The 12,918-nt window shown below is 67.6% G+C and carries 15 protein-coding genes; 11 read left to right on the forward strand and 4 right to left on the reverse strand.

What is annotated here, in order from left to right:
* The first annotated feature begins 49 nt into the window (after window positions 1-49).
* From AC07XS_RS03850 to AC07XS_RS03860, 3 genes are read left to right on the forward strand one after another with little or no spacing between them, the layout of a single operon-like run.
* Window positions 50-769 (forward strand): ABC transporter substrate-binding protein, encoded by a 720-nt coding sequence (locus AC07XS_RS03850; protein ID WP_182713652.1) that lies wholly within the window; start codon window positions 50-52, stop codon window positions 767-769.
* Window positions 766-1,755: a FecCD family ABC transporter permease gene (locus AC07XS_RS03855; RefSeq protein WP_182713613.1), complete on the forward strand. Its 990-nt coding sequence runs from the start codon at window positions 766-768 to the stop codon at window positions 1,753-1,755. The genes AC07XS_RS03850 and AC07XS_RS03855 overlap by 4 nt, the downstream gene beginning before the upstream one ends.
* Entirely contained in the window at window positions 1,755-2,510 is a 756-nt protein-coding gene (locus AC07XS_RS03860; RefSeq protein WP_494732651.1) for an ABC transporter ATP-binding protein, read from the forward strand. The genes AC07XS_RS03855 and AC07XS_RS03860 overlap by 1 nt, the downstream gene beginning before the upstream one ends.
* Here AC07XS_RS03860 and AC07XS_RS03865 read toward each other — a convergent pair.
* A complete protein-coding gene (locus AC07XS_RS03865; protein ID WP_321207956.1) occupies window positions 2,504-4,555 on the reverse strand; it encodes a lytic transglycosylase domain-containing protein in 2,052 nt (683 codons plus the stop codon). The two genes, AC07XS_RS03860 and AC07XS_RS03865, sit on opposite strands and share 7 nt — an antisense overlap.
* A 125-nt stretch (window positions 4,556-4,680) precedes the next feature.
* On the opposite strand from AC07XS_RS03865, the gene dapA reads away from it, so the two are divergent.
* Together dapA and smpB are read left to right on the forward strand one after the other, a co-directional pair.
* Complete coding sequence (gene dapA, locus AC07XS_RS03870) at window positions 4,681-5,565, forward strand: 4-hydroxy-tetrahydrodipicolinate synthase (protein WP_182713611.1); 885 nt, start codon at window positions 4,681-4,683, stop codon at window positions 5,563-5,565.
* Window positions 5,565-6,038: an SsrA-binding protein SmpB gene (gene smpB / locus AC07XS_RS03875; RefSeq protein WP_054765718.1), complete on the forward strand. Its 474-nt coding sequence runs from the start codon at window positions 5,565-5,567 to the stop codon at window positions 6,036-6,038. Before dapA ends, smpB begins: the two co-directional genes overlap by 1 nt.
* A gap of 16 nt (window positions 6,039-6,054) precedes the next feature.
* On the opposite strand, the gene AC07XS_RS03880 is transcribed toward smpB, so the two are convergent.
* The 3 genes from AC07XS_RS03880 to AC07XS_RS03890 form a co-directional block, all read right to left on the reverse strand.
* Window positions 6,055-6,246, reverse strand: a complete 192-nt coding sequence (locus AC07XS_RS03880; RefSeq protein WP_182713610.1) for a hypothetical protein — start codon at window positions 6,244-6,246, stop codon at window positions 6,055-6,057.
* Between the two features lie 98 nt (window positions 6,247-6,344).
* Entirely contained in the window at window positions 6,345-6,983 is a 639-nt protein-coding gene (locus AC07XS_RS03885) for a uracil-DNA glycosylase (RefSeq protein ID WP_182713609.1), read from the reverse strand.
* Window positions 6,980-7,522: a LabA-like NYN domain-containing protein gene (locus AC07XS_RS03890; RefSeq protein WP_152950228.1), complete on the reverse strand. Its 543-nt coding sequence runs from the start codon at window positions 7,520-7,522 to the stop codon at window positions 6,980-6,982. The genes AC07XS_RS03885 and AC07XS_RS03890 overlap by 4 nt, the downstream gene beginning before the upstream one ends.
* Before the next feature lie 25 nt (window positions 7,523-7,547).
* Here AC07XS_RS03890 and folK point away from each other — a divergent pair, with 25 nt between their 5' ends.
* The 6 genes from folK (at window position 7,548) to acpS (ending at window position 12,622) form a co-directional block, all read left to right on the forward strand.
* Window positions 7,548-8,096 (forward strand): 2-amino-4-hydroxy-6-hydroxymethyldihydropteridine diphosphokinase, encoded by a 549-nt coding sequence (gene folK, locus AC07XS_RS03895; protein WP_224761548.1) that lies wholly within the window; start codon window positions 7,548-7,550, stop codon window positions 8,094-8,096.
* 84 nt (window positions 8,097-8,180) lie between these two features.
* On the forward strand, window positions 8,181-8,540 hold the full coding sequence (rpoZ, locus tag AC07XS_RS03900; protein ID WP_054765722.1) for a DNA-directed RNA polymerase subunit omega: 360 nt from the start codon (window positions 8,181-8,183) through the stop codon (window positions 8,538-8,540).
* Window positions 8,541-8,638: 98 nt separating this feature from the next.
* Complete coding sequence (locus AC07XS_RS03905) at window positions 8,639-10,819, forward strand: RelA/SpoT family protein (RefSeq protein ID WP_054765723.1); 2,181 nt, start codon at window positions 8,639-8,641, stop codon at window positions 10,817-10,819.
* A 39-nt stretch (window positions 10,820-10,858) separates the two neighbouring features.
* Window positions 10,859-11,443: an orotate phosphoribosyltransferase gene (gene pyrE / locus AC07XS_RS03910; RefSeq protein WP_182713607.1), complete on the forward strand. Its 585-nt coding sequence runs from the start codon at window positions 10,859-10,861 to the stop codon at window positions 11,441-11,443.
* 40 nt (window positions 11,444-11,483) lie between these two features.
* Entirely contained in the window at window positions 11,484-12,224 is a 741-nt protein-coding gene (locus AC07XS_RS03915) for a pyridoxine 5'-phosphate synthase (protein WP_182713606.1), read from the forward strand.
* Window positions 12,221-12,622 (forward strand): holo-ACP synthase, encoded by a 402-nt coding sequence (acpS, locus tag AC07XS_RS03920; RefSeq protein WP_054765726.1) that lies wholly within the window; start codon window positions 12,221-12,223, stop codon window positions 12,620-12,622. Before AC07XS_RS03915 ends, acpS begins: the two co-directional genes overlap by 4 nt.
* Window positions 12,623-12,918 lie beyond the last annotated feature (296 nt).

The following is a 12,918-nucleotide window of genomic DNA, read 5'->3' on the forward strand; positions in this document are numbered from 1 at the left end:
CCTTGTGGGGCTGACGCCGGTCCCCGCCCAGGCTCGGCCCTTGCGGGTCATGGCCCTGGATCAGTGCGCCGATCAATATGTCCTGGCCCTGGCGCCGGACGCCGAACTGGCCCTGTCGCCGCGCGCCGACGACCCTGACGCCTGGCTGAGGCGCGAAGCGGCCGGACACCGGCGGCTGCGTCCGACCCTGGAGGCGGCGGTGGGGTTCAAACCGGATGTGGTCGTACGCTACTGGGGCGGCGAACCCCGGCTGCTGGCGGCCCTGGAGCAGCGCGGGACCAAGGTGGTCACGATCGCGGACGCGACGGACTTCGACGGGGTGCGCGCCAATATTCGCGCCGCAGCGCAGGGTCTCGGGCAGGTCGAGCGGGGGGCTCGACTGGAGCGGACCATGCAGGCCAAGCTGGATCACGCTGCGCCGTCCGCCGGAAGCCCGACGCCCGGCGCCCTTTATCTGACCTCGGGCGGCTATACGTCCGGTCCCGGCACGCTGATGGATGCGATGATGCGAGCGGCCGGCTTTCGCAATCTGACGACCGCGCCGGGCTTCGGGGCCGTCAGTGTCGAGCAGATCGCGCTTCAGCCGCCCCTCCGGTTCGTGCTGGGCCTTTTCGACCAGTTGCGGGCCGACTGGCGGGGAGCAGGCCGCCATCCGGTGGTGCGCCGCGCCGCCAAGCGACGAACGGCGGCGAAGCTGCCGGCGGCCGTCCTGACCTGTCCCGCCTGGTTCGCCGCCGACGGGGTGGAGATGATGAAGGCGCGGCCATGAGTCGGACGGTTCGTCTGTGCGTGATGCTGGGCCTGCTCTGTACGGCGGCCGTGGCGACCGCCGTACTGTTCGGGGAGACGGGGTTCGACCGCGCCCAGTATGCGGCGGCCTTCGGCGATCCGTCTTCAGGTCCCTGGGACGTCTTGTGGCAGGTGCGGGCGCCCCGCGCCGTCTGCGCCCTGGTCGTGGGGACGGCTCTGGGGCTGGCGGGGGCGGTGATGCAGGGGCTGCTCCGCAATCCCCTGGCCGATCCTGGCGTTCTGGGGGTTTCGGCGACGGCGGCCCTGGGCGCGGCCCTGGCGATCGTCCTGGGCGGCGCGGGCGTTGCGGGCCTGGTGGAGATGTCGGCCCTGGCCGGCGCTGCTGTGGCCGGTGGGGTGCTGGTCGCGGCAGCCGGACTGATGCGGGCGCCGGAGGCCCTGATCCTTTTCGGGGTGGCTTTGTCGAGTTTCGCGGGGGCGGCGACGGCCCTGATCTTCAACCTGTCGCCGTCTCCCATCGCCCAGGCCGAGGTCATGGCCTGGCTCTTGGGATCGGTACAGAACCGGAGCTGGGTGGATGTCGCCTGGGTGGCGCCGGCCCTGGCTATGGCCGCCGTTTTCGCGGGCCTGTCGGCGCGGGGACTGCGGATGCTCACCCTAGGCGATGAAACGGCCGCAATCTCGGGGCTCTCCATGGGGCGGTTGAGAGGCTTCGCCCTGATCGCGGCGGCGCTGGCGACGGGGGCGGCGGTGGCGGTCGCGGGCGTGATCGGCTTCGTCGGTCTGGCGGCGCCCCATCTGGTGCGGGCGGCGGTGCGCGGGGACGCGGGGCGAATCCTGGCGCCCTCGGCCCTGGCGGGCGGACTGATCCTGGTGGTCGCGGACTTAGCGGCGCGGCTGACGCCGACGGATCAGGAGCTGAAACTGGGGGTGTTCACGGCCTTGATCGGGGCGCCCCTGTTCGCCCTGATCGCCTGGCGGGCGGCGCGGGAGTGGCGGCTGTGATCGCGCCGCTGACGATGTGGGACGCCCAGGCGACCCTGGGCGGGCGCAAGGTGCTGGACGGTGCGCACGTACAGGTCGAGCGCGGCCGGTTGGTCGCCCTGGTCGGTCCCAACGGGGCGGGCAAGTCCAGCCTGATCAAGGCGTTCGTCGGACTGCTGGCGCTGGACGGCGGCGTCGCCCGCCTGGACGGCGACGACGTCACGACCCTGTCTCCTCGAGAACGGGCCCGGCGCGTCGCCTATCTGCCCCAGGAGCGGCGGATCGCCTGGAATCTGCCGGCGGTGGAGGTGGCGGCCCTGGGCGCGCCCTTCCTGGCCGGTCCCGAAGCCTTGGCGCGGGCCAAGCGGGCTCTGGCTGAAGTGGGCGGCGCCCATCTGGTCGATCGCGGCGTAGCCGAAATGTCCGGCGGCGAGCGGGCGCGGGTGCTGCTGGCGCGCGCTTTGACGACCGACGCCCCCATGCTGCTGGCGGATGAACCGATCGCGGGGCTCGATCCGGACGCGCAGCGGCTGGTGCTGGAGCGGCTGCGCGTCCGCGCGGACGGCGGCGCCGCCGTGCTGGTCAGCCTGCACGACCTGACCTTGGCGGCGGCCTTCGCCGACCAGGTGGTGGTCATGCATCAGGGACAGGTCGCCGCCGCCGCCCCGCCGATGGAGGCGCTGGAGCCGGGTGTGCTCAGAAGCGTCTTCGGCTTGGACGGGCGCTGGGTCGAAACACCGGACGGGCCGCTGCTGGCGGCCCGCCGGGCTCAGTAGGCGACGTAGGGACGGGGACCCGCAGCCGCGCCGCGCGCAATGTCGGCCGAAGGCGTCAGGGGCGCCGAGCCGCCGTTCAGCCGGGCCTTGTAGACCGCCATATTCTCCATCACCCGCATCATATAGTTGCGCGTCTCGGTGAAGGGGGCGCATTCGATGAAGTCGATGGCGGCGTTGGCGTCGCCGCGCGGGTCGCCGCAGCGGGCGATCCACTGGCTCGGCCGCGCTGGGCCGGCGTTGTAGCCGACCGTGGCCAGCAGCATGGAGCCGTTGTTGGCCGCCATCAGCTCGCCCAGGTGATAGCTGCCCAGGGTCATGTTGTAGTCCGGGTCCCACAGCTGTTCGGCCGAGAAGCTCATGCCCAGGCGACGGGCCACGCCGGAGCCGGTGGAGGGCAGGAACTGCATCATTCCGCGCGCATCGGCGCCGGAGCGGGCCCGAGGGTCGAAACTGGATTCCTGACGCGTGATCGCCTGGGTGAACTCCAGCGGCGCCGCGCCGGCGACCTGGGGTGGTATGCGGACCGGATACATCCGCTCCGGCAGGACAAAGCCCCTCTGGCTGGCCGCACGGCCGACCATCATGGCTGCGAAACCGTCGCCGTAGCTGCGGCTCAGATCCATCAGCAGGGCCAGATCCTCGATCGTGGGGAGGTCGTTGTCGAGTTGATAGGCGAAGACCCGCAGCAGGCTGGTCTCCCCGGTCTCGCCGAGAATCCGAGTGGCGCGAACCCGCTCGTCGGCTTCAAATCGGGCGATGTCCGCAGGGGTGGGCGCCGGATCGCCGGGCAGGGTCAGGGTGGTCATCCCGGCCTTTTCGGCGGCGAGCTGGCCATAGAAGGTCTGCCAGTGCTGGGCCCCGTTGCGGTAATAGGCCTGGGCGGCGTCACGTTCGCCCCGCGCCTCGGCGGCCCGACCCAGCCAGTAATAGGCGCGGCCCTGGGTGATCGGAGTGGAGGAGGCCGTGCGCAGGGCCTCGAAATGACGGGCGGCGACTTCGGGCTGGTTCAGCTTGGTCAGGGCGACCCATCCGGCGAAGAACTCGGCGTCCACCATCCGGTCTCCGGAGGTGAAGCCATGGCCGTTCATGGCGTCATAGGCCGCGCGCCAGTTTCCCTGCTGCAGGGCGTCCAGATAATAGTTGCGGCGCTCGGTCCACAGGGTGTTGTCGCCCGCCGTGTGACCCGGCGCCGGCGGCAGATAGGCCAGAAGCGGGAAGGCTTCGGATTGACGGTTTTGGGATCGCAGAATGCGGACCCGTTCCAGGACCACGACGGGATCGACGGCCTGGGTCGGCGTCAGGGAAGCGACGACGGCGTCGGGGCTATAGGCGGTGCGCAGGCTCATGACGGCGTTGGCGACGGCCGCCCGTTCCGGCGAGACGAGGCCCATCATCGCGCGGGTGGCCGGGCCGTGAGGGCCCATCAGCAGCAGATTGAGGCGGGTCTCATGATCGGCCGGGGTCAACCATCCGCCCCAGGCGGCCAGAATGCGCGATTGCGGCGCCTCGTCGAAGGATCGCGTGCGCCACCATTCGCGGATCAGGGCGCGGGCCTCATCGCGTCGCCCCCTCTGTTCCAGGGCGGTCGCATAGGCGATGGCGCCCTCGACCGTGCGGGGCGGTTCCTGAGCGAACAGGGCCAGGGCGGCGTCCGGGCCGACGCCGGATCGGGCCAGCACCTTCTCTGTCGCTTCGCGGCGTGATTCGGCCCTCGGCCAGCCGGCCAGCTCCGTCTGGGCGCGGGCGAGGTCGGCGTAGGACAGCTGTTCGCCCGAGGTGTCGATCAGGGCCCATTGGACCAGTTTGCGCGCTGCGGGATCGCCGATCTGTGAGAGGGCCGACTGGGCGCCCAGCACGTCGCGCGCCCGCGCGGCGGCCAGTCCTTGACGAAACAGCGCCGTGTCCTGATCATTCAGGACGCGGGTTTGGCCATAGGCGACGCCGGTTTGAGTGACGGAACCATAGGGGACGGCCTGCGCCGGCGCCGCGTCTTGAGGGCTCGGCGCAATCAAGGCGAGCACCGCCGCCAGACTCGTCGCAATCATGATCTTTCCTGTTCTCATTCATCCCGGTTGCGGCGAAGCCGCTGGCGACCTAACGTCTCGCGCTCTCAAGACAGAGGTCCTGGACGTCCGTCCATCGCCCCTCCCCAATTAGGCTAGCTAGTCCCATGACCGCCCCCTTGTTCAAGGGCGTGATCACCGCCCTGATCACACCACTTCATGACGGAAACGTGGACGAAGCCGCATTCGCCACGCTGATCGAGCGTCAGATCGCCGCAGGCGTCAGCGGTCTGGTGCCCGTCGGCACGACAGGCGAGGGCGCCAGTATGGATCTGGACGAGCACAAGCATGTGATCGAACTGTGCGTGCGGCTGGTCGCCGGCCGCGTTCGCGTCATCGCCGGAACCGGTTCGCCCTACACCAAGGAAGCCATCGACCTGACCCGTCACGCCAAGACGGTGGGGGCGGACGGCGCCCTGGTCGTGACGCCCTATTACATCCGCCCGTCCCAAGCCGGGATGGCGGCGCATTTCGAGGCCATAGCGGACGCCGTCCAACTGCCCATCCTGCTTTACAACGTGCCCGCGCGAACCGGCGCGGACCTGGCGAATGAGACGGTGGCGCGATTGGCGGCTCATCCGAACATCGTCGGCATCAAGGACGCCACCGGCGACATGAGCCGGGTCAGTTGGATGCGGGCCGAGATCCAAGAGCCGTTCGACCTGATCTCCGGCGATGACTCCAGCTATTTGGGCTATCACGCCCATGGCGGGGTGGGACTTATTTCGGTGGCGTCGAATGTGGCGCCCGAAGCCATGGTCGCTTTGCACAATGCGGCGGCGGCTGGCGACTATGCCGCAGCGCGGGATTGGCAGGACCGTCTGATCGGTCTGTGTAAGGCGCTGTTCCTCGATAATTCTCCCGCCCCGACCAAATACGCCCTGGCCCGGCTGGGCCTGTGCCGTGAAGAGGCGCGCTTGCCGCTGTCGCCGACCTCCGACGCGGTCAAGCCGGCCATCGACAAGGCCATGGTCGAGGCGGGCGTGATCTGATGGCGCCCAAGCCGCAGCCCAAGTCCAAGGTCATCGCCGAGAACCGCCGCGCGCGCTTCGACTATTTCCTGGAGGACAATATAGAGGCGGGGATTCAGCTGCTGGGCACCGAGATCAAGGCTCTGCGCGACGGTCGGGCCAATATCGCCGAAAGCTATGCGGCGGTTGAGGGGCGAGAGATCGTCCTGATCAACGCCGACATTCCGCCCTACAAACAGGCCAACCGCTTCAATCACGAGCCCCGCCGGCCGCGCAAATTGTTGCTGCATCGCAAGCAGATCGACAAGCTGATGGGGGCGGTGCAACGCGACGGTCAGACCATCATCCCGCTGAGGCTCTATCTGAACGAGGCGGGCAAGGCGAAGCTGGAGATCGCCCTGGCCAAGGGCAAGAAGCTGCACGACAAGCGCGAGGCCTCGGCCGAACGGGACTGGCAACGCGACAAGGCGCGGCTGATGCGGGACAAGGGCTGAGCCCCGTCGCCCTCTCCTAGCTGAGAGGGCGGGCGTCCGTCACGCCGGGCAGGTCGGAGACTCCTCGGCTCATCTGGCCGCCGGCGGAGGGGGCGACCAGACCCCCGGTCAACAGCGTCAGCACCGTGAAGGCGACCACGACCACGGCTGCGATCAAGGCCAGCCTGCGCTCGGCTGGGGTGAAGAGTCGATCGGTCGTGCGTTTCATGGTTCAGCCTCCCTCCGTGCGAGAACGCAGCGGCGGGGCCTCAGTTCCGCCTCAATTGGATCCTGCCGGATTGGTGCGACACCTCCGCGACAGCACGTTCACGCTTCTATGATCGACCGGGCGCGATTGAACACCGCTTCGAACATGTCCGGGGTCAGGCGACCCGTGTTCGTGTTTAATCGGGAGCAGTGATAGGAGTTCAGGATCACATAGCCCCCGGCCTCGCCCTCGGCCCCATGCCCCGCCGGCATGGCCGAGGCGGGGCGGCCGAACGCCTTGAGGATGTTGCGGCGGGATACGTCGCCCAGGGTGATGATGACCTTGAGATTGGGCAGAAGCGCCAGTCGGTCGATCAGGAAAGGACGACAGGTCGTCTCTTCGACCGGAAGGGGCTTGTTGCCGGGCGGGGCGCAGCGGACGGCGTTGGTGATCATGCAGTCGACCAAGGTCAGATCGTCGTCGCCGTTCGGCTCATAGGCGCCGGTCGCGAAGCCGGTCTTCTTCAACGTGTCGTACAGCAGCCATCCGGCGTGGTCGCCCGTGAAAGGACGGCCGGTGCGGTTGGCCCCGGTGCGGCCCGGCGCCAGGCCGGCGACCAGAAGCCGCGCCTGAGGGTCGCCGAAGGAGGGGGCGGGGCCGTTCCACCAATCCGGATTTTGGCGGGCGTTCTCCTGGCGATAGGCCACCAGGCGCGGGCAGAGCGGACAGTCGCGGGGCGGCTCGGGCGTTAGGCTCATTGCGCCGTCGCCGACTTGGGTCGGCCGAAGTCGGCCATCAGATCGTTCAGGTCCAGGAAGGCGTCCGCCTGACGGCGCAGTTCGTCGGCGATGTGGGGCGGCTGAGTCTTCTGGGTGGAGATGACCGTCACCCGCACGCCCTTGGCCTGGACGGCCTGGACCAGCCGTCGGAAGTCGCCGTCGCCGGAAAACAGCACCACATGATCCAGCGCCGGCGCCAGCTCCAGCATGTCCACCGCGATCTCCATGTCCATATTGCCCTTGATCCGGCTATGGCCGGCCGTGTCCGTGAACCGCTTCACCGGCTTGGTGACGACGGAAAAGCCGTTGTAGTCCAGCCAGTCCACCAGGGGTTTTACCGGTGAGAACTCTTCGCCCTCCACCACCGCCGTGTAATAGTAGGCGCGGATCAGGATGGATTTTTCGCGAAACCAGTCCAGCATCCGCCGGAAGTCCATATCGTGTTGCAAGGCGCGGGCGGCGGAATACAGGTTGGACCCGTCGATGAAGATCGCCAGGCGGTCGGTGGGATGAAACATGGTCGAGGCCGTCGAAAGAGATGAAATGAGGGACGAAAGGCGAGGGGCGCCGGTCGATACGAGAATCGACGCCGCACTCGACCTGAACGCCGCAGTCATCGTGGCGCTGGGCTGTAATGACAAGGGGGCCTGGTCGTCTTGCCGCGAGGCCCTGGAGGCGGCTCTGGCGCGGTTTCGCACGGAAGGGATCGACATCATCGCCCGGTCGTCCTGGTGGTCGTCGCTGGCATGGCCCGATCCGCAGGATCCGCCGTTCCTGAACGGCGTCGTGATCGTGAGCACCGCCCATGATCCCCATGATCTGATGGCGGCCCTGGGCCGGATCGAAGACGCCTTCGGGCGGCGTCGGTCGGCGCGCAACGCGCCGCGCACCCTGGACCTGGACCTGATCGCCTACGGGCGACTGATCGGCGACCTGAACGGCCTGATCCTGCCGCATCCCAGGGCGGCCGAGCGCAGATTCGTCATGGGGCCGATTGCGGAGATTGCGCCGGACTGGGTGCATCCCGCCGGCGGCGACGCCGCAGCCCTTGCCGGGGCCGCAGGGGTCGGCAAGGACGCTCATCCCATCTGACGCCGTAGTTTAGCCGCTCTGGCGTTGCAAAACAGCGACCATATCTGTATTTGACGCGGTTCTCCCCCGCGTTCGAGGAATTTCATGGCCCGCGTCACCGTCGAAGACTGCATCGAGAAGGTTCCGAACCGCTTTGGTCTGGTGCTGATGGCGGGTCACCGCGCCCGCAGCATCGCCAACGGCGCCGCCCTGACGATCGACCGCGACAATGACAAGAACCCCGTGGTCGCCCTGCGCGAGATCGCCGATGACACGGTGGCGCCCGATGAACTGCGCGAGACCATCATCACGACGCTGCAACGCGTCGATGAGCGCACGGAGGCCGAGGACGAGGCGGAAACCGTCGCCCTGCTGGCCGAGCCGCAGCACATGAACATGGCCGAGGCCGAGCTGATCCGCGCCCTGCAAAGCGACCGGGACGGCGGTCAGGAGGAGCGCTACTGACGCCCGAGGGAGCCCCAGGCGTCACTATCCTGCCGGCGCGGACCGAGACGGTTCCGCCGGCGCCCCAAGCTGCAGACAAAATCGAGCCGGCGAAAGACATGGCGCCGCTCAAGCGCGCGCCGATCCTGCGTCAGTTCGAACTGATCGAGGCCGTCAAGGCTTATGATCCGACCGCTGACGAGGCGCTTCTCAATCGCGCCTATGTTTATGCGATGAAGATGCACGGCTCGCAGCTGCGGGCTTCAGGCGATCCCTATTTCGCCCATCCGATCCAGGTCGCGGGCATATTGACCGACTATCGGCTGGACACGGCGACGATCGTCACGGCCCTGCTGCATGACGTCGTCGAGGACACCTCGGCCACACGCGAAGACATCGCCCAGATGTTCGGGGAAGAGGTGGCCGTCCTGGTTGAGGGCGTGACCAAGCTGAGCCGGCTTGAGCTTCAGGCCGAGCATACGCGCCAGGCCGAAAACCTCCGCAAATTCATTCTTGCGATCAGCCGGGACGTGCGGGTCCTGTTGGTCAAGCTGGCGGACCGCCTGCACAACATGCGGACCCTTCAGTACGTCAAGCCGGAGAAGCGTGAGCGCATCAGCCGCGAGACGCTTGAGGTCTATGCACCCCTGGGGCGGTCGATCGGCATTCACTCCATTGCTTCCGAGTTGGAAGAACTGGCCTTCACCCATCTGAATCCGACGGCCAAGACGGCCATCGAACGTCGGCTTGAGGCGTTGAAGCTGGAGCATGGTCACGCCATCGAGGGCGTGTCGGACGAGGTGGAGCGGGTGCTGTCGGAAGCCGGGGTGCCGGCGCGGGTTTTCGGTCGGCAGAAGACGCCTTATTCCATCTGGCGCAAGCTGCAACGCAAGTCCGTCGGGTTTTCGTCCCTCTCCGACATCTATGGATTCCGCGTCATTCTGGAGGCGGAGGACGACTGTTACCGCGCGCTTGGCGTGATCCACCGGGCCTGGCCGATGGTGCCGGAACGGTTCAAGGACTTCATCTCCACGCCCAAGTCGAACAACTACCGCTCGCTGCACACCACGGTCGTGGGGCCGCGCGGCTTGCGAATCGAAATGCAGCTCCGCACCGAGGCTATGGACCGCGTCGCTGAGGACGGGGTGGCGGCCCACTGGCGCTACAAGAACCATTCCTACGGTTTCGATCATGAAGCCATGGCGACGGGAGGCGGCCGCGATCCCTTGCAGAACCTGCGCCACCTGGTTCAGGTGATCGAACATGGCGAGGGCGGAGAGGACTGGGTCGAGCACGCCAAGCTCGAAATGTACCTGGATCAGGTCTTCGTTTTTACGCCCAAGGGCCGGCTGGTGACCCTGCCGCGGGGCGGCATGCCGCTGGACTTCGCCTATGCGGTTCATACAGAGGTCGGCGACACGGCCGTTGGGGTAAAGGTCAACGGCGAGCTCAAGCCGATGCGGACGCCCTTGCAGAACGGCGACGTGGTCGAGATCATTCGCGGGGCCAAGCGGGAGGTGCCGGCGGACTGGCGTAGTCTGACGGTGACCGGGCGGGCCCGTTCCGCCATTCGTCGTCATATCCGAACCTCCGAGCGTGAAGAGTTCATCAAGCTGGGCCGTGTGGCGCTGGAGCAGACGCTGGCCCGGGTGGAGAAGTCTCTGGCTGACGTCTCGCTGAAGCCGGTTCTGGAAACCCTGGCGGTCGCCTCGGACGACGATGTGTTCGAAAATCTGGGCCGCGGTCGGTTCTCGCCCACGACCGTGGCCGAGACCCTGTTCCCGTCCTTGAAGGGGCGGTTGAAGGCCGGGCCGGAAAAACAGAGGATCGAGGGCGATACGGCGCGGCTGTTCGTTCGCGGGGGCGGACTGACGCCCGGCGTCAGCGTCCATTTCGGCCGTTGCTGCACGCCTGTGCCCGGCGATCGCATCGTGGGCATTCTCGAGCCGGAAACCGGGCTCACCGTCCATACTATCGACTGTCAGGCCCTGGCGGCCTTCGCCGATGACGATTCGGTCTGGCACGATCTGCAATGGACGCCTCAAGCCGAGACGGACGCCGTCGCCGCGGTCCGGTTGAACGCCACCATCCGCAATGCGCCGGGCGTGCTGGGGCAGGTAACCACCCTGATCGGCGAGGCGGGCGGCAACATCATCAATCTGTCGATGGCCTATCGTCAGCAGGACTTCTTTGACGTGACGATTGATGTGGAGGTGGAGGACGCCAAACACGCCACCACCATCATGGCGGCTCTGCGGGCCAATCCCTCGGTCGACAACGTCGATCGCGGGCGCGGCTGAGTCTTTCGCCGGACAGGGCGAGGCGCTAAGACGCCCCGCATGAACACCCAAGACGTCCTCAACGAGTTTCGCGACGCCGGCGCCCTGCGCGAAGGCCATTTCGTCCTGTCCTCCGGTCTGCACAGCCCGGTCTTTCTGCAGAAGAACCTGGTCTTCATGCAGACGGACCGCTGCGAGCGGCTGTGCAAGGCTTTGGCTGAAAAGATCGTCGCGACGGTCGGGCCGGTGGATGTGGCCATTTCGCCGGCCGTGGGCGGGATCATTCCCGGCTATGAGACGGCGCGTCACCTGGGCGTCCCGTCGATGTATGTCGAGCGCGAAGGCGGCCAGTTCAAACTGAGGCGCGGGTTTTCGGTCGAGCCGGGCCAGAAGGTTGTGATGGTGGAGGATATTGTCACCACCGGATTGTCGTCGCGCGAATGCATCGCCGCCATCCAGGCGGCGGGAGGCGAGGTGGTCGCTGCAGCCTGTATCGTCGATCGGTCAGGCGGAAAGGCCGATGTGGGCGTGCCCCTCATCGCCCTGGCGTCGCTGGAGGTGCCGGCCTATCCAGCCGACGCCCTGCCGCCGGAACTGGCGGCCGTGCCGGTCGAAGACCCCGGCAGCCGCAGACTTTCGAAATAATGTCCGGCGAAGCGACGTCGGGGTCGGCGAGGAGCTGAAGATGCGCGAACGGGTGAGGCTGGGCGTCAATATTGATCATGTCGCGACGGTTCGGAACGCCCGCGGCGGCGCCCATCCGGATCCGGTTCGCGCGGCGGAGACGGCCTTGACGGCGGGGGCGGACGGCATCACCGCCCACCTGCGCGAGGACCGGCGCCACATTACGGATGCCGACATCGGCGTGCTGAGCGCGCTCTGCGCTCGCGCAGGCAAGCCGCTCAACTTTGAGATGGCCGTAACCGACGAGATGCTGAGCATCGCCCTGCGCCACCGCCCCCACGCCGCCTGCCTTGTACCCGAGCGGCGCGAGGAGGTGACGACGGAAGGCGGTTTGGCGGTGGCGGGACAGGAGGCGCGGATCAAGCCTGTCGCTCAGGCCCTGACGGAAGCTGGGATACGGGTCTCGCTGTTCATCGAACCGTCCGAGGCTCAGGTCGAGGCCGCCGCGGCGGTCGGCGCCCAGGTGGTGGAGTTTCACACCGGCCGCTATTGCCACCTGACCGATCCCGGCGAGCGGGAGGTCGAGTTCGAGCGGCTGGCCGCCGCCGCCGCCCAGGCCGACATCCTGGGGCTGGAGGTCCATGCCGGTCACGGGCTCGACTATGAGACCGCCCCAAGGATGTTGGCCATTCCCGAGATTCGGGAGCTGAACATCGGCCATTTCCTGATCGGCGAATCCATATTTGTGGGCCTGGATACAGCGATCCGGCGCATGCGGGCGGCGATGGATTCGGTGAAGTGATCATCGGCGTCGGCGCGGACCTGTCGGACATCCGGCGTATCCAGGCCTCGCTCGACCGGTTCGGCGAGCGGTTCAAACAGCGGTGTTTCACCGACATCGAACGGGCGCGGTCGGATAGGAAGCCGGACCCGGCCTGGAGCTACGCCAAGCGGTTCGCGGCCAAGGAGGCCTGCGCCAAGGCCCTGGGCACCGGCATGAGGGCGGACGTCTATTGGCGCGACATGGGGGTGGTGAACCTGAGGTCGGGGCAGCCGACCCTGGCCCTGACCGGCCACGCGGCCGATCACCTGGCGCGGCTGACGCCGGCCGGACATGAGGCGAAGATCCACCTGACCCTGAGCGACGAACACCCCTATGCGCTCGCCTTCGTGGTGATCGAAGCCTTGCCGCTGTCGTAATCGCGATATACCCGTCACTGGACGACCGCGCGGACGCGGCAAGGGGATGCTTGATCGCATGAGCGAAGATCAAAAGCCGCAGGGCGACGACGTGAACACGAGCGATGCTGCGGGTGCCGCCTCGGCGGGCGACGTCTATGTCTGGACTGAGGGCGACAAGGCGGAGAAGCCTGCGGAGGCGCCTGTCGAGCCGATGACCTCGACGACGCCGGTCGCCGCAAAGCGGCCGGTTTGGAGCGACGACGGCGACGCCCCCTTCGAGGACGCGCCGGCGCCTGCGGCGCAAAAGGCGGACA

The organism is Brevundimonas sp. GW456-12-10-14-LB3, assembly GCF_059424365.1.

Excerpts from the sequence above, each read along its gene's own strand:
- AC07XS_RS03850 (WP_182713652.1), top strand. The coding sequence starts at position 50 with ATGGCCCTGGATCAGTGCGCCGATCAATATGTCCTGGCCCTGGCGCCG.
- AC07XS_RS03855 (WP_182713613.1), top strand. The coding sequence starts at position 766 with ATGAGTCGGACGGTTCGTCTGTGCGTGATGCTGGGCCTGCTCTGTACG.
- AC07XS_RS03865 (WP_321207956.1), bottom strand. The coding sequence starts at position 4,555 with ATGATTGCGACGAGTCTGGCGGCGGTGCTCGCCTTGATTGCGCCGAGC.
- dapA (WP_182713611.1), top strand. The coding sequence starts at position 4,681 with ATGACCGCCCCCTTGTTCAAGGGCGTGATCACCGCCCTGATCACACCA.
- smpB (WP_054765718.1), top strand. The coding sequence starts at position 5,565 with ATGGCGCCCAAGCCGCAGCCCAAGTCCAAGGTCATCGCCGAGAACCGC.
- AC07XS_RS03880 (WP_182713610.1), bottom strand. The coding sequence starts at position 6,246 with ATGAAACGCACGACCGATCGACTCTTCACCCCAGCCGAGCGCAGGCTG.
- AC07XS_RS03885 (WP_182713609.1), bottom strand. The coding sequence starts at position 6,983 with ATGAGCCTAACGCCCGAGCCGCCCCGCGACTGTCCGCTCTGCCCGCGC.
- AC07XS_RS03890 (WP_152950228.1), bottom strand. The coding sequence starts at position 7,522 with ATGTTTCATCCCACCGACCGCCTGGCGATCTTCATCGACGGGTCCAAC.
- folK (WP_224761548.1), top strand. The coding sequence starts at position 7,548 with ATGAGGGACGAAAGGCGAGGGGCGCCGGTCGATACGAGAATCGACGCC.
- rpoZ (WP_054765722.1), top strand. The coding sequence starts at position 8,181 with ATGGCCCGCGTCACCGTCGAAGACTGCATCGAGAAGGTTCCGAACCGC.
- AC07XS_RS03905 (WP_054765723.1), top strand. The coding sequence starts at position 8,639 with ATGGCGCCGCTCAAGCGCGCGCCGATCCTGCGTCAGTTCGAACTGATC.
- pyrE (WP_182713607.1), top strand. The coding sequence starts at position 10,859 with ATGAACACCCAAGACGTCCTCAACGAGTTTCGCGACGCCGGCGCCCTG.
- AC07XS_RS03915 (WP_182713606.1), top strand. The coding sequence starts at position 11,484 with ATGCGCGAACGGGTGAGGCTGGGCGTCAATATTGATCATGTCGCGACG.